The 22,059-nt window shown below is 63.3% G+C and carries 20 protein-coding genes; 8 read left to right on the forward strand and 12 right to left on the reverse strand.

Annotation, left to right across the window (positions count from 1 at the left end; genetic code table 11):
• Positions 1-110: 110 nt before the first annotated feature.
• From ACEW8Q_RS00005 to ACEW8Q_RS00020, 4 genes are all read right to left on the reverse strand, one after another.
• Positions 111-956: a hypothetical protein gene (locus ACEW8Q_RS00005; RefSeq protein ID WP_373501996.1), complete on the reverse strand. Its 846-nt coding sequence runs from the start codon at positions 954-956 to the stop codon at positions 111-113.
• Positions 957-971: 15 nt separating this feature from the next.
• On the reverse strand, positions 972-2,345 hold the full coding sequence (locus ACEW8Q_RS00010) for a CHASE2 domain-containing protein (protein ID WP_373501997.1): 1,374 nt from the start codon (positions 2,343-2,345) through the stop codon (positions 972-974).
• A gap of 80 nt (positions 2,346-2,425) precedes the next feature.
• Positions 2,426-3,445 (reverse strand): hypothetical protein, encoded by a 1,020-nt coding sequence (locus tag ACEW8Q_RS00015; protein WP_373501998.1) that lies wholly within the window; start codon positions 3,443-3,445, stop codon positions 2,426-2,428.
• Between the two features lie 129 nt (positions 3,446-3,574).
• Positions 3,575-5,890, reverse strand: coding sequence for a caspase family protein (locus ACEW8Q_RS00020; RefSeq protein WP_373501999.1), 2,316 nt, complete (start codon positions 5,888-5,890; stop codon positions 3,575-3,577).
• 252 nt (positions 5,891-6,142) lie between these two features.
• Between ACEW8Q_RS00020 and ACEW8Q_RS00025 the strand changes: the two genes are divergently transcribed.
• From ACEW8Q_RS00025 to ACEW8Q_RS00040, 4 genes are read left to right on the forward strand one after another with little or no spacing between them, the layout of a single operon-like run.
• Entirely contained in the window at positions 6,143-7,165 is a 1,023-nt protein-coding gene (locus ACEW8Q_RS00025; RefSeq protein WP_373502014.1) for a cysteine synthase A, read from the forward strand.
• Entirely contained in the window at positions 7,162-7,878 is a 717-nt protein-coding gene (locus ACEW8Q_RS00030) for an alanyl-tRNA editing protein (protein ID WP_373502000.1), read from the forward strand. Before ACEW8Q_RS00025 ends, ACEW8Q_RS00030 begins: the two co-directional genes overlap by 4 nt.
• Complete coding sequence (gene sseA, locus ACEW8Q_RS00035; protein ID WP_373502001.1) at positions 7,875-8,720, forward strand: 3-mercaptopyruvate sulfurtransferase; 846 nt, start codon at positions 7,875-7,877, stop codon at positions 8,718-8,720. Before ACEW8Q_RS00030 ends, sseA begins: the two co-directional genes overlap by 4 nt.
• A 5-nt stretch (positions 8,721-8,725) precedes the next feature.
• Positions 8,726-9,241: a GNAT family N-acetyltransferase gene (locus ACEW8Q_RS00040; RefSeq protein ID WP_373502002.1), complete on the forward strand. Its 516-nt coding sequence runs from the start codon at positions 8,726-8,728 to the stop codon at positions 9,239-9,241.
• Here ACEW8Q_RS00040 and ACEW8Q_RS00045 read toward each other — a convergent pair.
• The 7 genes from ACEW8Q_RS00045 to ACEW8Q_RS00075 all read right to left on the reverse strand — a co-directional run bounded on the left by ACEW8Q_RS00045 (position 9,238) and on the right by ACEW8Q_RS00075 (position 16,963).
• Positions 9,238-10,248: an amino acid ABC transporter substrate-binding protein gene (locus ACEW8Q_RS00045; RefSeq protein ID WP_373502003.1), complete on the reverse strand. Its 1,011-nt coding sequence runs from the start codon at positions 10,246-10,248 to the stop codon at positions 9,238-9,240. The two genes, ACEW8Q_RS00040 and ACEW8Q_RS00045, sit on opposite strands and share 4 nt — an antisense overlap.
• A gap of 59 nt (positions 10,249-10,307) precedes the next feature.
• Positions 10,308-11,075, reverse strand: a complete 768-nt coding sequence (locus tag ACEW8Q_RS00050) for an amino acid ABC transporter ATP-binding protein (protein WP_373502004.1) — start codon at positions 11,073-11,075, stop codon at positions 10,308-10,310.
• A 3-nt stretch (positions 11,076-11,078) separates the two neighbouring features.
• Positions 11,079-12,653, reverse strand: coding sequence for an amino acid ABC transporter permease (locus tag ACEW8Q_RS00055; protein ID WP_373502005.1), 1,575 nt, complete (start codon positions 12,651-12,653; stop codon positions 11,079-11,081).
• A 4-nt stretch (positions 12,654-12,657) separates the two neighbouring features.
• Positions 12,658-13,839, reverse strand: coding sequence for an amino acid ABC transporter permease (locus ACEW8Q_RS00060; protein ID WP_373502006.1), 1,182 nt, complete (start codon positions 13,837-13,839; stop codon positions 12,658-12,660).
• A 117-nt stretch (positions 13,840-13,956) separates the two neighbouring features.
• Entirely contained in the window at positions 13,957-15,000 is a 1,044-nt protein-coding gene (locus ACEW8Q_RS00065) for an amino acid ABC transporter substrate-binding protein (RefSeq protein ID WP_373502007.1), read from the reverse strand.
• Between the two features lie 183 nt (positions 15,001-15,183).
• Positions 15,184-15,927 (reverse strand): cobalt-precorrin-6A reductase, encoded by a 744-nt coding sequence (locus tag ACEW8Q_RS00070; RefSeq protein WP_373502008.1) that lies wholly within the window; start codon positions 15,925-15,927, stop codon positions 15,184-15,186.
• A complete protein-coding gene (locus tag ACEW8Q_RS00075; RefSeq protein ID WP_373502009.1) occupies positions 15,917-16,963 on the reverse strand; it encodes a cobalt-precorrin-5B (C(1))-methyltransferase in 1,047 nt (348 codons plus the stop codon). The genes ACEW8Q_RS00070 and ACEW8Q_RS00075 overlap by 11 nt, the downstream gene beginning before the upstream one ends.
• Before the next feature lie 22 nt (positions 16,964-16,985).
• Here ACEW8Q_RS00075 and cobA point away from each other — a divergent pair, with 22 nt between their 5' ends.
• The 4 genes from cobA to cbiB are packed head-to-tail and all read left to right on the forward strand — an operon-like array spanning position 16,986 to position 21,538.
• Positions 16,986-17,855 (forward strand): uroporphyrinogen-III C-methyltransferase, encoded by an 870-nt coding sequence (gene cobA / locus ACEW8Q_RS00080; protein WP_373502010.1) that lies wholly within the window; start codon positions 16,986-16,988, stop codon positions 17,853-17,855.
• Complete coding sequence (locus ACEW8Q_RS00085; protein WP_373502011.1) at positions 17,848-19,125, forward strand: cobyrinate a,c-diamide synthase; 1,278 nt, start codon at positions 17,848-17,850, stop codon at positions 19,123-19,125. Before cobA ends, ACEW8Q_RS00085 begins: the two co-directional genes overlap by 8 nt.
• Complete coding sequence (locus tag ACEW8Q_RS00090) at positions 19,122-20,582, forward strand: cobyric acid synthase (protein WP_373502012.1); 1,461 nt, start codon at positions 19,122-19,124, stop codon at positions 20,580-20,582. The genes ACEW8Q_RS00085 and ACEW8Q_RS00090 overlap by 4 nt, the downstream gene beginning before the upstream one ends.
• Complete coding sequence (cbiB, locus tag ACEW8Q_RS00095; protein WP_373502013.1) at positions 20,582-21,538, forward strand: adenosylcobinamide-phosphate synthase CbiB; 957 nt, start codon at positions 20,582-20,584, stop codon at positions 21,536-21,538. The genes ACEW8Q_RS00090 and cbiB overlap by 1 nt, the downstream gene beginning before the upstream one ends.
• Here cbiB and cobU read toward each other — a convergent pair.
• Positions 21,528-22,034 carry a bifunctional adenosylcobinamide kinase/adenosylcobinamide-phosphate guanylyltransferase gene (cobU, locus tag ACEW8Q_RS00100; RefSeq protein ID WP_373502015.1) on the reverse strand — a complete coding sequence of 169 codons (507 nt, stop codon included), beginning with the start codon at positions 22,032-22,034 and terminating at the stop codon, positions 21,528-21,530. The two genes, cbiB and cobU, sit on opposite strands and share 11 nt — an antisense overlap.
• Positions 22,035-22,059 lie beyond the last annotated feature (25 nt).

The raw sequence follows: 22,059 nt of genomic DNA on the forward strand, positions 1-22,059 counted from the left end.
GCGCCACGACGCGCGGCGCCAGCGCCGCACCCGAGGACGGCGGCCCCGCCATGTCGGGACGGCTCTTCGTGTTCGACGTGAAGCCTTGAGTCTGACGTGAAGCCTTAAGTCTATTGCGGCGGGTCTTGGAGGCGCCAGCCCGCCGCGATCTTTTCAGCAAGCGCCTTTGCAGCAGCTGAAGGGCTTCCCGCCAGTATCTGCGCCGCCTCGATGGACCATGCGCCATCATCCAACGCCGTCAGCCGAGCGGAAACCACCAGCGGTCCGCCTGTGGCGGGAATGTCAGGCAAGGCCTCCGCGATGGTGAGGCGGACCTGGACCTTCTGCTGTTCGGCATCGCGCAGCACCAGCGCAAACTTCTCCTTCGGCTTGAGAGGCCCGGCGATGGCGAAGGTTCCTTCCATTCCGGTGATGCCGGACGCGAGCGGTGTCTCGGTGCCATCCCGCAAAAGGGCCACGGTGTAAGGAGCCTTGCCGCCTTCCCAGCCCAGCCAGTAGGCCGGACGCGCTGTCACGAAGTTCGTGCCGCGGACAGCCATGAGTACTTTCGGCGCGCCACCCTTGGAGACCATGTTCTCCGGCGCCTGCTCGTCTTCGCCCGCGAAGACACCTGCAATCGCGGTGAGAACACCCCAGGTGCTGTCGCCCGTGGCGATCTCGCCTTCCACGCGGTAACGTGTGAGCTGGCTACCGAGCCGAACCGTCTCGCCGCTCCCCAGCTCGATCGACAATGCGCTCTGGGGATCACGCAGGAACACGACGTCGCCTGCGTGAAGCGGCATCATCAGCTTGGCAGGCAGCTCGCCGCCATCACGCACGATCACGGTCTTCTCCGCCGCATCGGCGCCCACGAGCGCAATGTCCATCACATAGCCGGCGGGCACCGGCTCATCAGCACAAGCAGCGCCCGGCGCAAGGCACGCGATCATCAGCAGGCTGAGCAAAAATGCTTTCACCACCGCACTCCGTTGTCAGGTCTTGAAAATGGTCCGCCAGCCCCTCTTGGGGATGTCGAGAATGATGTTCCCCAAAGCGTCGATCAGCTTGAACAGCGCGAAGCCGGTCAGCGCCACGCCGACCGTCTCGAGGCCCGACTCGTAGCCGAACGAGCGTGACAGGGCGACCAGCACGGCAACCGACGTCAGCCCGATGCTGACAAGGGCAACGATGGGGACGAGGCACCGCGCATAAACGGCAAAGGCGATGAACAGGCAGAGCGCAAAGACGTTCTGGAGCGTGGGCCGCGGCGGCACGGTTTCAACCAGCGTCTGCGCCTGGACGATGCTGTTGGCGAGAATGACGGAGCCGGGCATGGTGCCAAGCGGTGTTTCGTGAACGTCAGCGCTTTCAGTGTAGCTCGCGCCGATCACGGCGATACGGCCCTCGAAGGGATCGCGATCGACCTCGCCCGCCGGAACTGCGTGACCATCGGCGTATTTCACCAACCGCGACGCACTGATGCGGCGCAGCGCAACCGTGTCGCGTCCGCCCGACCTGATCTTCAGCAGCGCCGGTGAGGCAGAATCGTCGCCGAAGACGTAAGGAAGATAGGCGGCCTGATCCCGGGCCGGCGGCCATGCCGGGCCGGCATCCGCCTTGCCCCCGCACTCGACGGCAACACGCCAGTCGAGAAAGATATGAAGGTCCTCATCATGTTTCATATCCGGCGTGAGATAGCCCGCCGTGACGAGCGCCGCCGACGGATAGGCCATGCCGGACGCACCATCGCACACGGTCTGCCACAGCCTGATCTGCCGGACCGAACGGTCGGCGCCGATCTGGTTCAGCGTCGTCACCCACATGATGTTCGGCTTGCCCGCCGCCGCGAGATCATAGGGCGAAGCCGCTGCCGAGGCGGCCATCAGGCTCCCTCCCGATGCACCGTCAGTCCGCGCGAAGCCGATCTTGCGCACCAGCATCAGAATCGGCGCATCGGCCGGATAGTTCTGAAGGAAGGCCAGCATGGCAGGATCGGCGGGAGATTCCGGGGTTTCAAGTGTCAGGTCGAAATCGACGAGGATGCCGCGTGCGCCGCCTGCGGACGCCATCCGCACAAGTTCGGTCAGTGCTGCATGGGGGGTCGTGCCCCGGCTGCCCCATGCCTTCCGCGTCACGTCATCCACGTCAAGCAATGTCACCGGCACAGCATTGTCCGGCACACCGGACAGGATCAGCGAGATGGCAGCGAGGCGGTCGGCCTTGGCGAATGTATCATGAGCATTCATGATACTGGAACCAAAACCGGACAGCATGAACAGCGCGGCCAGGGCGGCGATGACCAGCGTCATCCGCCGGTGTCTTCCGGGCACGATCGCTTGGGCCAGCCGTCGGAGGCGCGAAGTCATGTGGCGAAATCTACCGGCTTTCCATCGAAACAAGAGGACCCCGGTCTTGTGGACCGGGGCCATTCGGAACGCTCGGCAGATTACTCCTCGTCCGCCGCCACACCCTTGGCGCCGAAGAAGGCTTCATCATAGTTCATGCTGACCGCCTTGGTGCCGGCTGCTTCGGCGGTCTTCACGATCTGGGCCAACTGTGCACGGGCCTGCTCGAAGTTCTTCACGCGCGCCGCGACGTCGGCGGAATACATGTACTCGACGGTCGCCTTGTCGGCGGCGGAAATGTCCACGTTCGACTGGCCGATGTAGCAATTGCTTTGCGGTCCCTTCAGATAATACTCGGCCGGGAACGAATAGAGCATGATCGACGACGGGTCGAAGTCGGTCATCATCAGGTCTTCGCCGCCATAGGGCGCGAGGTTGAACCTGATCGTGTCTTCGTCCCAGTTGTTCGGCGGTCCCTTCAGGTACTTGACGATGAAGTCCCAGTTGAACTCGTTGGCGCATGTGGCCACCGGGCTCTGGTGTTCGTGCAGCAAGCCGAAAGCATGGCCGAACTCATGAAGGATCGTGCCCTTCAACTCACCCTGCATCAGCATCTTCGGGTTGGACGCCTTGTCGAAGTCCTGAAGGTTCAGCGAAGCTTCGTTCTGCGCGGTGTAGACCACGCTGTTCTGCCCAAGCTGCGACCAGTAGCCGGGCTGGTCGTAGGACACGCGGATCTGCGACTCGCGTCCGTTCGGATCGCAGCGGCGCGGGCTGTTCATCTTGCCGAAATCGAGTTTCAGGCTGAGGTCGGCCACCTGGTTCCATGTGCTGGCAACCTTGGCGACGGCGGCGTTGACCTGGTCGCTGCCCCCCATGAAGCAGACCCGGAGTTTCGCATAGGACGGGGGCCACACCACGAGCTTGCTGTAAAGCCCCTTGGCGCTGTCCGAGTTGTCCATGTTCTGGAGGCCCTTCATACCAGCCATGATGCGCTGGATATACTTGGCCGGCATGGTTTCCTTGCCGTTGATCAGCGGCTCTGCACTTGCGGGAATGGCCGAAGCCAGAATGGCAAGGCATACGCCCTGGCTCAGCAATAGTTTCTTGAACGCCGTCATATTTCGGATCCTCCTGAAAATCGTTCTGGCCCCGCCCGAAAGCTAACACAGCCAAGGCTATGGGCAAGAGCCAAGCTGCTGTCAGACTTGGTTTATTCTTCGGAGGCTTGAAGGCGCATTTGTGCACATTCAAGGCGTTGCTGTGACCGCCTGGAAAACGAACTCGCTGCCCGGCTCGTCACCGGCCTTGGCGATGCGGCTGAAGCCCGGCGTCTGTCCTTCGGTGAGCGCATTGGCAGCCGAGATGACGGCGGGCTTCACTTTCTGCTCGAACAGTTCGCTTGCGGTGAAGGTCTTTTCCGGCATGGCATTCAGCGCGTCGATGAGCGCCTTGGCAAAGACCGAGTGGCCGCCGCCGCCTCCGTCTTCCACCGGCTCCTCGCCGCCCGAAGCCATGAGCTGCCGCGACTTCAGCCGCGAGGCCTTGCCGAGATAGCGCTCGCGTGCAGCCAGTTCCGGCGCCGGCTCGCTGGCGCTGCGCGACAAGCCGCCCGCATAGCACGAATCGGAAATCACCAGCACGGAGGCCGCGTTCATGCGCCTCAGCTCGCGCGTGATCTCCTCGGCATCGATCCATGTGAAATCGGCGCCAGCCTGCCCGTCCGATGGCACCCAGTAGGAACCAAGGTCGGGCTCGCTCTCGCCATGCCCGGCATAATAGATCAGCAGCTGGTCTTCCGCCGTAAGCCGCCGCCTGAGGTCGAACAGGATCTGCAGGATCTGCGATTTGGTGGCGTTGCGCAGGAACAGATCCAGCGGCTTGTCGCCGCCTTCGAGCCTTGTGGAGAAACCGAAGCGCCGGGTAAGGATACCCGCTACCTCCTCTGCATCCGCCGCGGGAGTTGCAAGCTGCGGGAAGGCGGGATCATCATACGTGTCATTGGCGATCACCAGCGCCAAACGCCGCGCGGGCGACGCAATCACCGGATCGGCAGGCTTGTCGCGCAGCTTCAGTTCGCCCGTGGCAAGTGTCTCGTACTTTCCGCCCAGCACCCGCAGCGCCACAGTGAACTTCGAGCCGGCATCGCGCACATCGCCCCTGAATTGCCCATTGGCATCGACCGGGACCAGTTCGCCGTCGACGATTGCCATGCGGGCCACGTCAGCCCCCGTATAGCGGGCGACCACCGTGAGGACCTCCTCCTCGACGGCCGCCGCGCCCCGCTTTGGCGTGGGCGAAATGACTTCGATCTCGCCCGTCGCCTTGCGGGCCGGCCCGGCACGTGGTGCGAGCAGGCTGAGGTCGATGTTCGAGGCCATGAACACGGGTTCCTGTTCTCCAGTCCCGCCATTTGTCTTGTTATAAGCCGCGAAGGACTTCGAGATTTCCATCGCCATGTCGCGGAAGGTCAGCGCCGTCCGCCCGCGCAGCACCTCGGCCACGCGGAAGATGAGCGCGCCAAGCTGGGTATTGTCGTAGCCCTGCCGGTACTCGAAGGCCGGACCGTCGGGCGTCGAGGCATAGAAGACCGCGAATTCGCCCGTCCCGAACAATGGCACCGGCCCCCGCCTGTTCATTTCATCCTGGATCGGCGGAAAGCCGCCATACTCGATCATCGTGTTGCCGTAGACAGCCCAGCTCTGGGGTGCGCCCGCCTGCTGCTGCAGGGCCACGAGATCGCCCGACGCCGCAAGTCGCGTGTCGATGATGAGGAAGGCATCCGCCCCGATGTTGCGGATGCGTGAGACATAATTTGAGATGTCGGCTGCGGTAACCCCGTCGAGCAGGTCGAGCGTTCCCTCGTCGCTGGCCTTGCTGCCAGCGCCGATCAGCACATGCATCCGCTCTCCGGGCAGCATGTTGGCAAGGGGCTGGACGCGGCGCACCCATTGCAGGGCCAACGCATTGGCAATGTCGCCGAGGGCCGTCAGGAAACCCTGTTCGGCATTGTCCGCAAGCGCAGCCTCGCAGGTCGCCTTGCGGGGCCCGTCGAGCGTGCCTGAGCAATAGTCCCGGAGCATGGACCCTATGCTGAACCACTCATAGGGATAGATCGTGCCCCAGCCGGAATAGACCAGCACCACCTGGTCACGTTCGCGCAGGCAGTCCAGCGGGGCCGCCATCGCCTTCAGCATGCCGTCGCGCGTGGCCTTCTTGCCTTGCACGACCGAGATCATGCTAGCCGGAACGCCCCGCTCGCGCATCACGTCGGTCATCAGCTGGATGTCGTTGGCAGGACCGGAAAGCGTGGTGAAGCCGTCAACATCTCCTGGGCCCAGCATCACGCCGAAGACCGCCGGGCCAGACTGCGGCCGAGCCGGGCAGGTCCTGGTGCCCTGCCCGGCCTCCTCCTCGAACCGGGCGGCTGGAGCCGTGAAGACGGGAGCACGCTTACCCAGATATTCGCCCGCGAACTGCGACAGCGAATCGATACAGGCCTGATCGCATCCGGGACCGTCTCCGGCAAGCCCGGCACGTGCCGGAACGAAAGCACCAGAGGCCAACAGCAGTATCCCTGCCAGAAACGTCCCGCGCAACGTCAACATGGCTGTAGCTGGCCCACGAATTCGCTTCCGGGTTCGCCGTCAATCGAATTGGAATCAGGACGAACGTGGCAAAACGAGACTTGGGCGGGCATCATGCAATCCGGACAGAACCTTGCGGTATTTGTGGGGCCAAGCACCCGGACGGTCAAGGCGGATGGCCTACCCACGCCCGATTTGACGGATCAGGCCCGCTGGGGCATCACTATGGCCATGGATATCAAGCAAGACGTCATCGCCGCCATCGGCAATACGCCGCTCATCAAGCTCAGGAAAGCCTCGGAGCTGACGGGCTGCACCATTCTCGGCAAGGCCGAGTTCATGAATCCAGGCCAGTCGGTGAAGGACCGCGCCGCTCTCTTCATCATCCGGGACGCGATCGCGCGTGGTGAACTGAAACCCGGCGGCACCATCGTTGAAGGCACGGCGGGCAATACCGGCATCGGCCTGACCGTTGTCGCCAATGCCATGGGCTTCCGCTCGGTGATCGTCATTCCGAACACCCAGAGCCAGGAGAAGAAGGACGCGCTGCGCCAGCTCGGCGCCGAGCTCGTGGAGATTCCCGCCGTCCCCTACAAGAACCCCAACAACTACGTGAAGTATTCAGGCCGCCTCGCCAATGCCATGGGGGCTGTCTGGGCAAACCAGTTCGACAATGTCGCCAACCGCCAATCCCACATCGAGGGCACGGCGCCCGAGATCTGGGAACAGACCGGCGGCAAGGTGGATGCTTTCGTGGCTGCGGTCGGATCTGGCGGAACGCTCGCCGGCGTCTCGATGGGCCTCAAGGCGAAGAACCGGAACATCAAGATCGCATTGGCCGACCCGATGGGTGCTGCACTCTATAACTATTACAAGCACGGCGAGCTGAAGTCCGAGGGCTCTTCCATCACGGAAGGCATCGGCCAGGGCCGCATCACGGCCAATCTCGAAGGCGCCATCGTGGACGATGCCTTCCAGATCCCCGACGAGGAGGCGATCCCGATCGCCTTCGACCTGCTGCAATACGAAGGCCTGTGCATGGGCGGCTCGACGGGGGTCAACGTGGCGGGCGCCATTCGCATGGCAAAGCAGATGGGGCCGGGCCACACCATCGTGACGATCCTTTGCGACTATGGCACGCGTTACGCGTCCAAGCTTTTCAACCCGGCCTTCCTGCGCGAGAAGGGCCTCCCCGTTCCCGCATGGCTGGAAAAGGTGCCGGACGTTCCGGATGTGACGGAAGCGGTGACGTGACGATCCTTCTCTTCCGGGAAGACGCCGACCTGAAATCCTGCGCGGCCACCGTCGAGGCGGTCAATGAGCGCGGCGGCATCGTGCTCGACGGCACGGTCTTCTATGCGACCGCCGGCGGCCAGCCGGGCGACAAGGGTAAGATCGTCTGGGACGGCGGAGAGGCCCTGATCGCCACAACGGTCTATGACGAGGCGAAGAATGTCGTCCATGTTCCCGCTGAAGGCCAGCCCGCGCCGCCAGTGGGGTCGAAGGTCGAAGCCGTGCTCGACTGGGACAACCGCTACCGCAACATGCGCGTCCACACGCTGATGCACCTGCTTTGCGCCAGCGTGCCCTTCCCTGTCACCGGCGGCGCCATCGGTGAAGATGGCGGGCGTATCGACTTCGACATTCCCGAAGGCCAGATCCCTGACAAGGCCGTGCTGACGGCGACCCTCAACCGCCTCGTCTCCGAGGATCATCCCGTCACCTTTCGCTGGATCACGGATGAGGAGATGGCAGAGAACCAGCACCTGATCCGTACCATGTCGGTGAAGCCGCCGATGGGCACAGGGCGCGTGCGCCTTGTCATGATCGGCGAGGACGGCAAGGTGGACCTGCAGCCCTGCGGCGGCACGCACCTCCGCTCGACCGGCGCCATCGGCCCCGTCGCCGTGTCGAAAATTGAAAACAAGGGCAAGATCAACCGCCGCATAAGGGTTGTGTTCGCATGAGCGACGATATCGTTTCGACGGAGTGGCTGGAGGCGCATCTGGGCTCGCCCGATATCGCCATCATTGATGCGTCATGGCACCTGCCCACGGCAAAGCGCGACCCAAAGAAGGAATTCCTCGAGGCGCATATTCCAGGAGCGCAGTTCTTCGACATCGACGACTTGTCGGACACCGCGAGCAGCCTGCCACACATGCTGCCGTCTCCTGAGAAGTTCTCGTCCCGCATGCGGAAGATGGGCGTCGGCGACGGCAAGCGGATCATCGCCTATGACGCAGCGGGCCTGTTCTCCGCCGCCCGCGCATGGTGGATGTTCAAGATCTTCGGCCATGAGGACGTGGCCGTGCTCGATGGCGGATTGCCGAAGTGGAAGGCCGAGGGCCGCCCGCTGGAAGATGGCCAGCCGCTGAAGCCGCAGGAGCGCCATTTCACCGCCCGCTTCCGCTCCATGATGGTGCGCGACATGAAAGACGTCTCCGCTGCGCTGAAATCCGGATCGGCCCAGGTCGCTGACGCCCGATCGGCCACGCGATTTCGCGGCGAGGAAGTGGAGCCCCGCCCCGGCGTCCGCGCCGGCCACATGCCCGGTGCGAAGAACGTCCACTATGCATCCCTGCTGAATGCCGATGGCACCTTGAAGTCGCCGGAAGAGATCGATGCCGTCTTCAAGGCCTCTGGTGTCGATCTCTCGAAGCCCGTCATCACCTCCTGCGGATCGGGCATCACAGCCGCCATCCTGTCGCTGGGCCTCAGCCTGACGGGCGCACGCGACCATTCGCTCTATGACGGTTCGTGGACCGAATGGGGCAGCCACCCGGACACCCCCGTCGCCACGGGTGACTGAGACCGATGGCCCCGCTTGAAACTGTCGTAACCTTTCTTGAGATGACCGCTGAACCGGTCATTCAGGCGCATGCGCCGTCCAACTTGAAGCTCACGCTCATGCGCGCTGAGAACATCACGGTAGGCCATTACCGCTACTTGTATGACGCCGTGGGCCGCGACATTCACTGGGTCGACCGCAAGCGGATGTCCGACGAAGAACTGGCAAGCATCATCGGTGACCCGAATGTGGAAGTCTGGGTCGCCTATGTCAGTGGCCACCCGGCGGGCTACTTCGAGGTTGATGCGCGAAACGGCCGGGAAGCCGTCGAACTCGCCTACTTCGGGCTTTCAACCGAATTCACCGGGATGGGTCTCGGGCGCTGGTTTCTCGCGGAAGCCATTCGCGCCTGCTGGGCGAAGAAGCCCTCTCGCGTCGCCGTCGAAACCTGCACGCTCGATGGCCCCGCCGCCCTGCCGCTTTACCAGAAGCTGGGTTTCGTACCGTATGCTCGCGAAACGAAGACGGTGGATACGTTTTAGCGAACCGGCGGCGCGTAGAGAAGGCCGCCTGCGTTCCACAAGCCATTGATGCCGCGCTCGATGGCGAGCGGGGTTTCTGCACCGAGGTTGCGGTTGAAGATTTCGGCATAGTTGCCAGTCGCCTTCACGGCCCGCAGCGCCCACTCAGGGTCGAGCCCCATGTCGGCGCCAAACGTGCCTTCGGCCCCGAGCAGCCTTCGCACGGGTGGCTTCTTGCTCTTGGCCTTCAATTCGTCAGCGCCAGCGGCCGTCACTTCAAGCTCTTCCGCGTTCACCAGGGCGAAGAGCGTCCAGCGCACGATGTTGAACCATTGCTCGTCACCCTGCCGCACCATGGGGCCGAGCGGCTCCTTCGAAATCACGTCCGAAAGCACCAGCGAGTCATCGGGGTTCGCAAGGCGGAGGCGGATAGCATAAAGCTGCGAGAGATCGGCGGTGTAGGTGTCGCACTTGCTTTCGTCGAAGGCCTTCACCAGATCGTCGAGCCTGTCGAACATCACCGGCGTGAAGGTCATTTCCTTCTCGCGGAAGAAATCCTCCACATTGGCCTGCGTGGTGGTGCCCGACAGGAAGCAGATGGCGGCACCCGAAAGGTTCAGCGCAGACGTGACGCCCAGCAGCTTCTTCACGATGAAGCCCTGCCCGTCATGGTAGGAAACGCCCACAAAGCGCAGCGGCAGCTTGGTCTCGCGCTCCATCGTCCAGGTGGTGTTGCGGGCCAGAAGGTCGATGGCGCCAGAGTTCAGCTTCTCGAACCGCTCCTGCGCATTGACGGGAACGAATTCGACCTTCGAAGGATCGCCCAGCGCCGCAGCCGCCACGGCCTTGCAGAAGTCGACGTCGAACCCGGCCCACTGCCCTTCTTCCGTCTTTGCTGCAAAGCCTTGAAGTCCGGGGTTCACGCCGCAGTTCAGCATGCCGCGCGCCTTGACGTCATCCAGCGTCGCCGCATGGAGCACACCCGAAAAGGCGCAGAATAAAGCCGCCGCCGCAACAAGCCGTTTCATCACCCGATTCCTCCGTAGCGTCGCGAGGAACCTAGCCCGCGAGGCAGCCTCTGCCAAGCTCAGTGCAGGATCTGGCTCAGGAACAGCTTCGTGCGCTCACTCCTGGGGTTGGAGAAGAATTCTTCCGGCACGTTCTGCTCCACGATCTGCCCCTGGTCCATGAAGATGACCCGGTTGGCTACCTGCCGCGCGAAGCCCATTTCGTGAGTTACGCAGATCATGGTCATGCCCTCTTCAGCAAGGCTCACCATGGTGTCGAGAACCTCCTTTACCATCTCGGGGTCAAGTGCCGAAGTCGGCTCATCGAACAGCATGATCTTCGGGTTCATGCAGAGCGCCCGAGCGATTGCCACGCGCTGCTGCTGGCCGCCCGAAAGCTGGCCCGGATATTTCAGTGCCTGTTCGGGGATCTTCACGCGCGTGAGAAACTTCATCGCCACTTCTTCCGCCTCGCGCTTCGGCATCTTGCGCACCCAGATGGGTGCCAGCGTACAGTTCTCGAGCACCGTCAGGTGCGGGAACAGGTTGAAGTGCTGGAACACCATGCCCACCTCGCGGCGCACCTCGTCGATCTTCTTGAGGTCGTCGGTGATCTCGTTGCCGTCGACGATGATCTGGCCCTTCTGGTGTTCTTCCAGCCGGTTGATGCAGCGGATGAGCGTCGACTTGCCCGAGCCCGAAGGCCCGCAGATCACGATACGCTCGCCCTTGTAGACAGTGAGGTTCACGTCCTTCAGCACATGGAACTCGCCGAACCACTTGTTCATGCCGGAGATCTGGATCGCGACCTCGTCGCTCACCGTCATCTTCTTGTGAGTAGCGGCCATGTGTTACCTCTTGTGTCCGGTGTTGAGGCGTTGCTCGGTGTACGTCGCGTAGCGCGACATGCCGAAGCAGAACGCCCAGTAGATGATGGCGGCGGCGAAATAGCCGGTGCTGCCGGTCTGCGGCGAGGCCCACTTGGCATCCTGCGTGCCCGCCGTGATGATGCCGAGGAAATCATAGATGCCGATGATCAGCACCAGCGTCGTGTCCTTGAACAGGCCAATGAAGTTGCCGACGATGTTGGGGATCGAGATCTTGAGGGCCTGCGGCAGGATGATCTTGCCCATCATCTGCCAATAGGAAAGCCCCAGCGCCATGGCGCCCTCATACTGGCCCTTGCCGATAGCCTGAAGGCCGCCGCGCACCACTTCCGCCATGTAAGCGGCGGAAAACAGCGAGATGCCGATCAGCGCCCGCAGCAGCTTGTCGAAGCTGGTGCCTTCCGGAAAAAACAGTGGCAGCATGACGCTGGCCATGAACAGCACCGTGATCAGGGGCACGCCGCGCCATATCTCGATGAAGACGATCGACATCAGCCGCACGATCGGCATCCTGGAGCGCCGGCCGAGAGCAAGCAGGATGCCGAGCGGCAGCGACGCCACGATCCCGGTCACCGAAACGACGAGCGTGACCAGGAGCCCTCCCCAGTTCGCGGTCTCGACGGGCACGAGGCCGAAGTCGATGTCGAGCGCCAGCAGGATCGCCAGCAGCGCCAATACCAGTCCGCCCCAGCCGATGATCGAGCGGAAGGCTGCCGCGCCGTGCTTCAGGAACAACCCGATGAAGGTGACAAGTCCAGCGGCCAGCGCAAATCCGAAGAAGAACCGGCCAAGCGGTATCACGCCGGTATCGATCCAGGTATTGAACTGGAGCAGCCAGGCAGACACCGGTGTGAGCGGGTTGAACCCGATGGCGATCGCAACAAGGCCGCCCGCCGCCGCGACGACTTCTGCCACGAACCACATCATCGCGGGCAGCAGCGCAATGAGTGCGAGCGCTACCCCCGGCACGTTGCTCTTGATGCCGCTCTCGATTCCGCCGTTGAAAAAGGGGATCAGCACGGCCCCGAGGAATCCCAGCGCCAGCAGACCCGCATAGGTGCTCCACGAGAAATCGAAATTGCCGCCGGACAGCAGGATCAGGCCGATGACGGGAAACACGACGAGGAGGAACAGTGCATTCCATTGCTTGTAGGGCGCCGACGGCATCAGCATCGGAATGAGAGCAACAACGGCAATGACAAAGAGCAACGACGGCCGCCAGCGCTCGCTGATCGTATAGAATCCGTAGAGCCATTGCGGGAACTTCGCCCACACGAAGGGCCAGCACGCCCCCGCTCCCTCGACTGCACAGCTTTCGCGGTCAACGCCTGACCACACCGCCCTGATAATGGCCCAGTCGATGATCGACCATGCGACCAGAGCGAGAAAGAGCCCGATGACGATGGTCAGGATCGCATTGCCGAAACTGGGAAACAGGTTCTGGCGGAGCCAGCCCATGACGCCCGCCGTGCCCGGCGGCGGCGGCAGGATGGGCGCATCTTCGGTGCGGACATAGCCGATGGAACGAGCGTCGGTCATGGCCTCACCTCTCCACCAGCCGGACGCGGCTGTTGAACCAGTTCATGAAGCCGGATGTGAGAAGGCTGAGCGACAGGTAGACCACCATCCAGATGACCACGATCTCGATGGCCTGGTTGGTCTGGTTCAGCGTTGTGCCGCCCGTAGCCACGAGGTCCGGGTAGGCGATGGCGACGGCCAGCGAGGAGTTCTTGGTCAGATTGAGATACTGGCTTGTCATGGGCGGAATGATGACGCGCATGGCCTGCGGGATGATGATCAGCCGCATCGTGGGGCCAGATCGCAGTCCAAGCGCGCGGGCGGCTTCGGTCTGCCCATGGCTGATCGCCTGGATGCCGGCGCGCACGGCCTCGGCAATGAAAGCCGCCGTATAGATCGAAAGCGCCAGCAGCATCGCGATGAATTCCGGCACCAGCGTCGCTCCGCCCCGGAAACTGAACGATCCCATCACGGGATAGTCGAGGGTGACGGGCCAGCCTGCCAGAGCAAAGAGCACGATGGGCAGGAAGACGATCAGCCCCATGCCGGCGAGCCCCGCAGGAAATGTCTGGCCTGTCTCCGCCTGTCGCGCCGTGGCCCATCTGCGGATGGCGTAGGACGCGATGACCGCGAGCAGCAGGCCGAGCGGAATGGTCCACGCGCCGTCTCCGAAAATTGGCGACGGCAGCGTGAGGCCCTTGTTCGAAAGCGCGCCGAAGTCCCAGAACTTGATGGCGTTGCGCGCATCGGGCAGCGGTTTCAGGACCAGATTGTACCAGATGAAGATCTGCAGCAGCAGCGGCACATTGCGGATGAATTCGACGTAGAGCGTTGCGGCGCGCGACACGAGCCAGTTCTTCGATAGCCGCATGACGCCGATCAGGAAGCCCAGAATCGTGGCGAGCACGATGCCGAGGCAAGCCACCAGCAGCGTGTTCAGGAAGCCGACCAGCAGAGCCCGGCCGTAGTTGGAGCTGCTTGAATACTCGATGAGGGAAAAGACGACATCGAAACCCGACGTGCGGCTGAGAAACTCGTAGCCTGATGCGATATTGCGGCTCGCGAGGTTCCGCGCGGTGTTCATGGCAATGTCGTAGGCGACGACGCCGACCAGCAGCACCAGTATGATCTGGAAGAGGCGCGACCGCACGCGCGGATCATTCCAGAAGGATACGGCCTGGCTTTCACCAGACTCTTGACGGCTCATGCCCCTGTTCCCCTTGACCCCGTTCCGATGTTCGATCGCCCCGCCAGTTCTCCGGTCTTGGGCCATGAATGGAAAGCGAGCCCGGTTCTCCTGAACCGGACTCCCTGTTCAGGTCGCTTAGCGGATCGGCGGCGCGTATTGCAGGCCACCGTCCTTCCACAGGGCATTCTTGCCACGGGCGATCTTCAGCGGCGTGCTCATGCCCACGTTGCGCTCGAAGATCTCACCATAGTTGCCGGTCGCCTTGATGATGTTCGCGGCCCAGGCTTCGTCGAGGCCGATGCCGGTACCGAAGCCGGCGGCGGAGTCGTCGGCGTTCGGAACGCCCAGAAGACGCTGAATCTCGGGGTTCTTTGACGCCTTCATCTCTTCGACGTTCTTGGAATCAACGCCCAGTTCCTCGGCATTCACCAGCGCGAAGTAGGTCCACTTCGCGACGTTGAACCAGGCATCGTCGCCCTGGCGCACGACGGGACCCAACGGTTCCTTCGAAATGATCTCGGGGAGAATGACGTGATCGTCGGGAGCGGAGAACCTCAGGCGTTGTGAATAGAGTCCCGACTGGTCGGTCGTATACACGTCGCAGCGGCCATCTTCATAGGCGGCAAGTGCTTCCTCGTTCTTCTCGAAGGCCACAACCTTGTATTCCATGTTGTTGGACTTGAAGTAGTCGGCGACGTTCAGCTCGGTCGTGGTACCAGTCTGTGTGCAGACGGCCGCGCCTGAGAGCTGGAGCGCCGAGTTCACATCCGGGAACTTCTTCTTGTTGATGATGAAGCCCTGGCCATCATAGTACATGACGCCCGCAAACTTGAGGCCGGATGACGTATCGCGGCTCATGGTCCACGTTGTGTTGCGCGAGAGGACGTCGATCTCGCCGGACTGCAGCGCCGTGAAGCGTTCCTTGGCGGAGAGCGGCGTGTATTTCACCTTGGTGGCGTCGTCGAAGATGGCGGCCGCCATGGCGCGGCAGAAATCCACGTCCATGCCAGTCCAGTTGTTCTGATCGTCAGGGTTGGAGAAGCCGGTAAGGCCCTGGCTGACGCCACACTGGATGAAACCCTTCTGCTTCACGTCGTCGAGCGTTCCGGCACTTGCGGCCGTTGCGGCCGCAGCGCACGCGGCTGCGCCGAACACGAAGCCCATTACTTTGCTTTTCATTGACTAACCTCTTTCTCACCTGTGCAGCGCTGGGAAAGAGTTTTCAACGGTCTCAAGAAATATTTGCTCCTGTCCCGCATCAACGCTTCTACGCGCTGCTGTTACGTTGGTTTGCTCCCCGGAGGCGAACTTGTATCGATTGTCACCCCTCTGGCGACAAAGAAGCGGGAAACAACTCTCAGGTCAAGGCAAAAGCAGCCGCTGAAGGGCCGGGATAAAATCTTTCACCGACGGAAATACCGGCACATCCGGCTTCTCTGGCCGGGCGATCATCAGGACGGTCAGGCCTGCTTCGCGCGCAGCCTCGAGTTTGGCATAAGTATCGGCACCACCGGCATTCTTGGTCACAAGATGGGTAATGGCATGATGAGTGATGAGTTCAACTTCAGACCGGACGTCAAAAGGTGGCCGCTCCAGCACCAGGGTCCAGGTGGAAGGAATCCCGCTGTTCGGCGGCTCGATCATGCGCGCAACGCCGGACAAGTCGCCGCGTGCCATGAAGACCCCGATCTCCTTGCGCCCGATGGTGACGAGTGGCCTCGCACCGCCCGGCAGCTCTGCCGCAGCCTCCGATGCGGAGTTGACGGTGACCCATGTGTCGCCCGGCACAGGTGTCCACGGGGGCCGCTCCAGCCGCAGCAGGGGACGGTTCGCGGCACCACATGCCTCGTGGGCATGGCGCGACATCTGCGCCGCGAAAGGATGGGTCGCATCCGCCACCGCCGCGATGGCCTCCTCCAAGACGAATCGCGCCAGACCCTCGGGCCCGCCGAAACCGCCACGCCGCACCTGTCCCTGCGGCAACACCGGACTTTCGGTGACGCCCGCCAGCGATGAGATGACGTCATACCCTTCGGCGATCAGCGCGGCCGCAAGATCACGCGCGTCCCGCGTGCCGCCAAGGATCAGGATGCGCTCACCCGGCATGGCCGATGATCTCGCCCGTGCGCGAAACAATGATGATGTCGGGCTTCACCGGCGCATCGCGGAGGACGCCTGCAACGGTCGCAAGGGCCGCCCGTGCCACGCGGGCGGGAAGATCGAGCCCCGCGCCCATGTCGAGAACCTGCTGCGCCGTGTTGGCGGAGAGCACCGACGAACGGTCCAGTTCCGGCGCAAGGCCCGCCAGCCAGTCCAGTTCCACTTGCGAGCGCCCCGAGTGCAGGTCCAGCGCGCCCTGCCCCAGCTTGGTGATCTTCCCGAAGCCGCCGCCGATGGTGACTCGCGCCACCGGATGATCGCGGATATATTTGAGCAGCCCGCCCGCGAAATCGCCCATGTCGAGCATCGCTTCAAGCGGCAGTCCATAATGCGCCCGGACGGCGTCTTCCGAGGTCGATCCCGTGCATCCGGCAACATGGGAGAGGCCCATGGCCCGTGCGACGTCCACGCCCCTGTGGATCGACGCGATCCACGCCGCGCAGGAAAACGGATGCACGATGCCCGTCGTGCCCAAAATGGACAGCCCGCCGACAATGCCAAGCCGTGGATTCCAAGTCTTCGCTGCCAGTGCCTCGCCGCCGGGAATGGAAATTTCGATTTCCACATCCTTGCCGCCAAGTTCAGCGATGATCCCCTCCATCATCCGGCGCGGCACCGGGTTGATGGCAGGCTCGCCCGGTGGAATGGGCAAGCCTTCCCGCGTCACCATGCCGACACCTGGCCCCGCCTTGAACCGGATGCCGAGGCCTCGCTCGCGTACCGTCGCCACCACCATGCAACCGTGGGTGACATCGGGATCGTCGCCCGCGTCCTTCACGATTCCCGCTCGCGCCCAGCCCTCACCCTTCTCCTCAAGCGCCAGCGGAAAGGACGGTGTTTCGCCCTTCGGCAGCGTGATCGTGACGGGATCGGGGAAGTGCCCCGTCCGCAATGCCGCAAATGCTGCCTTCACTGCCGCGGTTGCGCATGCGCCCGTCGTCCAGCCGCGCCTTAACTCGCCTTCGGGCTTCTCTATTCGCATTGCCCCACTGTATAAGGCTGCCATGGGACTTGGACCAACGAAAAGGATCGGTGACTGGGTGAACGCCGGTGACCAGCAGACGGGTTTCGCGCGCCTTGACGCCGAGCCGTTCCCCGCCTTCGAGCCCGGTTGGGTGTGGCTGGTCGGCGCTGGCCCTGGCGCCCCCGGCCTCATGTCGCTCCTCTGCTATCATGCGCTGCAGACCTGCGATGTCGTCGTTTACGACGCGCTGGTGAACCCCGACATCCTGCGCTGGGTGAAGCTTGGCGCCGAACTCGAATATGCGGGCAAGCGCGGCGGCAAGCCGTCGCCCACCCAGAAGGACATCACGCTTCGCCTCATCGATCTCGCCCGCGCCGGAAAGCGTGTGCTGCGTCTCAAGGGCGGCGATCCCTTCATGTTCGGGCGCGGCGGCGAGGAGTGCCAGCATCTGGCCGAATCGGCCATTCCGTTCCGCATCATCCCCGGCATAACAGCCGGGATCGGCGGCCTTGCCTATGCCGGAATGCCCGCCACTCATCGCGACACCAATCACTCGGTCATTTTTCTGACAGGACACGACGCCAGCGGAAAGATGCCGGCGAGCGTCAATTGGGAGGCAGTCGCCAAGGCCTCGCCCGTCATCGTCATGTACATGGCGGTGAAGCATCTGGGCGAGATTGCGGCGGCTCTCATGGCGGGCGGCCGCCCGGCGGATGATCCCGTCACAATCCTGTCCAACGCATCCATGCCCCATCAGCAGGTCGCAGCCACCACGCTGGGCGAGGCCGGGCCTTTCGTTCAGGCGAATGACCCGCCGACGCCCGCCATAGTGGTTGTCGGCCATGCCGCCGACTGGCGCTCCCTCCTCGACTGGTACAAGGGACCGCTGCGGGAGAACCCGGTTGGCTAAGGCAATTGTCGTTGCCGCGCCATCGTCGGGAAGCGGCAAGACGCTGGTCACGCTGGGCCTCCTTCGGGCGCTTCGAAATCGTGGGCTTCGGGTTGCCTCCGCCAAGGCCGGACCGGACTATATCGACCCCCGTTTCCACGAAGCCGCAACCGGGCGGCCCTGCTACAATCTCGACCCCTGGGCGATGAGCGACGGTCAGATCCACGGCCTCATGGCTGACCTCGGCCGGGACGCGGATATCGTCATCGTCGAAGGTGTGATGGGCCTCTTCGACGGGCCGCGCGGCGGCAAGGGTTCAACGGCCGATCTCGCCCACACACTTGAGGCACCCGTGCTCCTGACCATCGATTGCCGCCATCAAGGCCAATCCATCGGCGCCTTGGTCCACGGCTTTACCCGTTACCGCCTCGGCACACGTATTGCGGGCGTGCTGTTGAACCGCGTAGCCAGCGACCGCCATGAAGCAATGCTGCGCGACGTTCTGGGTGAACGGGTGCTGGGCGTGCTGCGGCATGACGACTCACTCGTGATACCCTCCCGCCACCTTGGACTGGTACAAGCCGTTGAAAATCAGCAGCTTGAACAGTTCATTGAAACTGCCGCTGCAAGAGTCTCACATGAAACAATTCTTGACAGGATTCTGGGAATCGCCGGCCAACCGGTTGTCGAATCAGCGATTCGCGATTCCCTGCCTCCACTGGGCCAGTCCATTGCAATAGCGCGCGACGAGGCCTTCAGCTTTGCATATCCGCACCTGATCGATGGCTGGCGCAAGGCTGGTGCATCGCTCACCTTCTTCTCGCCTCTGGCCGACGAGCCCCCCGCCGCCGACGCCGACGCCGTTTTCCTGCCGGGTGGTTACCCCGAACTGCATGCCGGGAAACTCGCCTCCGCCACCCGTTTCCTGAAGGGTTTGAGATCCGCAAATGGCCTCGTCTATGGCGAGTGCGGCGGCTACATGGTCCTGGGCGACACTCTCACCGATCGCGACGGCGTGACCCACGTGATGGCGGGAATGCTCCCGGTGTCGACGAGCTTCGCCCAGCGCAAGCTTCACCTGGGCTATCGCAGGCTGACGCCTCATCCCGGTTCTCCCTGGACTACAGCTCTCAATGGCCACGAATTCCATTATTCCACGCTGGTCAGCGAAGGCGCTGCCGACCGGCTTTTCGACGCCGAGGATGCAATCGGCGATCCGCTCCCGCCGATGGGACTGCGGCGCGGCAAGGTGATGGGCTCCTATGCCCATGTGATCTGTGAGGCCCGATGACCCGCGCCATCATGCTGATGGGCACCGGCTCCGATGTCGGCAAGTCTCTCATCGTCGCCGGCCTCTGCCGCGCCTTCACGCTCCGCGGCCTCAAGGTCCGGCCCTTCAAGCCGCAGAACATGTCGAACAATGCCGCGGTGACGTCGGACGGCGGCGAGATCGGCCGCGCCCAGGCACTTCAGGCGCGGGCGGCGAAAGCAGCGCCCACCGTCCACATGAACCCGGTCCTGCTCAAGCCCGAAACGACAACCGGCGCGCAGGTGATCGTCCAGGGCCAGCGGCAAGCCTCCATGTCGGCGCGTGACTATTTCCGCAGCCGCATGCAATTCATGCCCGCCGTGATCGACAGCTTCAGGCGGCTGGCGTCGGAATGCGATCTTGTGCTGGTGGAAGGTGCCGGCAGCCCCGGCGAGATCAACCTGCGCCACGGCGACCTCGCCAACATGGGCTTCGCGCAGGCCGCCAGTGTGCCGGCCATTCTGGTGGGCGACATTCACAGGGGCGGCGTCATCGCCTCGATCGCGGGCACCTTCGACATCCTGCCGCCGGAAGACCGCGCGCGGCTGAAAGCCTTCCTGATCAACAAGTTCCACGGCGACCCGGAACTCTTCTCGGAAGGACGGAGCTTTCTCGAAACCCGTACGGCCACACCCTGCCTCGGCATCGTGCCGCATTTTTCAGAGGCGCGGAACCTTCCAGCCGAAGATGCAGTGGCTCTGGAGGAAACCGTCGCAAATCATTCCGGTAATTGCATGATTTCGGTTCTGCGCCTGCCGCGCATTGCCAATTTCGATGACCTCGATCCGCTCCGGCTGGAACAAGGTGTCACTGTTCACTTCGTCCAGCCGGGCACGCCGATCCCTGCGGAAACGCGGCTCGTCATCATCCCCGGCTCCAAGTCCACCATCTCCGATCTGGCGGCGCTCAAGGCGCAAGGCTGGGACATCGACCTCAAGGCCCATGTGCGGCGGGGCGGGTTGGTGCTCGGCGTCTGCGGCGGCTACCAGATGCTGGGGAAAATGGTTCACGACCCGGAGGGCCTCGAAGGCGCTGCCGGAAGCGTGGAGGGCCTTGGGCTGCTGAACGTCGATACCACGCTCCTCCCGGACAAGACGCTCACCCGCATTTCGGGCACTCACATCGCCACAGGAACCCATCTCGACGGTTACGAAATCCATCTTGGCAAGACTGCGGGCCCCGATTGCGCCCGGCCCTTCGCCGTGATCGGCGGCTCGCCGGATGGCGCCATGAGTGCCTCGGGCCAGGTCATGGGCACTTATCTCCACGGCTGCTTCGGCAGTGATGCCTTCCGCGCGGCATACCTCGCCTCGCTCGGAGCGGCAGCGAGCAGCCTCCGCTTCGATGACCTCATAGAACGGACGCTAGACGGCCTCGCCGCCCATCTGGAGAGCCATATCGACCTTGACCTGCTGCTGTCGCTGGCGGAACCGGTCTGATGGACTGGCCTGTCCTTCAGTTCGGCAGTGCCGCGCTGGCGCTGGTCGTCGAGCGCTTCGTCGGCTACCCCGGCCAAGTCTACGACAGGATCAGCCATCCGGTCGTCTGGATCGGAAAGCTGATCGGCTGGCTGGACGATACCTTGAATGTGCCGGGCGTGAAGCCAAAGGAAGGGCGGCTGCGGGGCGTGATCGCGCTCAGCCTCCTCGTGGCCGCCGCCTTCGTGCCGGCCTATCTCGCGGCAAGCCTGCTTGAAGGCTGGCGGATCGGCTGGATCATCGAGGCCCTGCTCGCCACCAGCCTCATCGCCCAGAAATCCATGCGCGACCATGTGATGGACGTCTATCGCGCCTTTGGCACATCGCTGGCAGACGCGCGGAGAGCAGTCGGCATGATTGTCGGCAGAGACCCCGCACAACTGGACGAGTCCGGCATCTCGAAAGCCGCCCTCGAAAGCCTGGCAGAGAATACCTCTGATGGCATCGTGGCGCCGGTCCTCTGGTATGCGCTGTTGGGGCTTCCCGGCATCGCCGTCTATAAGGCGATCAACACGGCGGACTCGATGATCGGGCATAAGTCGGAGAAGTACCTGCATTTCGGCTGGGCGGCGGCGCGCCTTGACGATCTGGTGAACCTCCCCGCCTCCCGTCTCACGGGCGTGCTGTTTGCGGCGACCCAGCCCAGCCGCTTTGACGAGATCATCCGCGTCATGCGCCGTGATGCGCCGAAGCATGGCTCACCCAATGCCGGCTGGCCGGAGGCTGCGATGGCGGCAGCACTCGGGTTGAAGTTCGGCGGTCCCCGGACCTATCAGGGCGAACCGGTCGACCTGCCCTGGATGGGCGAAGGCCGGGCAAGCATGGACAGGCAGGATATCAAGCGCGGTTTGAAATTGTTCTCCCGTGCCATGTGGCTGCTTTTCGCCGGAATGCTGGTTCTCGCGATCATCCTTTGAGCTTCAGCGGCAATCCCGCCGCGACGAAGATCACCTCATCGGCCACCTCCGCAAGCCGCTGGTTGGCAAATCCCTGCTCGTCGCGGAAGCGCCGCGCCATGGCATTCTCCGGAACGATCGAAAGACCGACCTCGTTGGAAACCAGCACGATGCGCTTCTCCGTAGTCGTCAGAAGATTGCGCAGGTCCGCGACACTGGCCCGGAGATCACGCTCATGGTGCATCAGGTTTCCGAGCCACACGGTCACGCAATCCATGAGGATGAACCCCGGTGCACCCAAAATGGCTGTACCGGGATCCAGCGGCGCCTCGATGGTGACCCAGCCGGCTCCTGCCCGCTCCGCCTTGTGGCGGGCAATGCGCTGGCACATCTCGTCATCGAAGGCTTCCGCGGTGGCGATATAGGTCTTCTCTCCCGCATGGTCCGCGGCGAGGCTTTCGGCGTGGCGGCTCTTGCCGGACCGCGCGCCGCCAAGCACCAGCGTGACGCGCCTCACGGCCTCACCGGCGGAATGCGCGCGA

It is taken from the genome of Aestuariivirga sp., assembly GCF_041738905.1.
Taxonomy (GTDB): domain Bacteria; phylum Pseudomonadota; class Alphaproteobacteria; order Rhizobiales; family Aestuariivirgaceae; genus Aestuariivirga.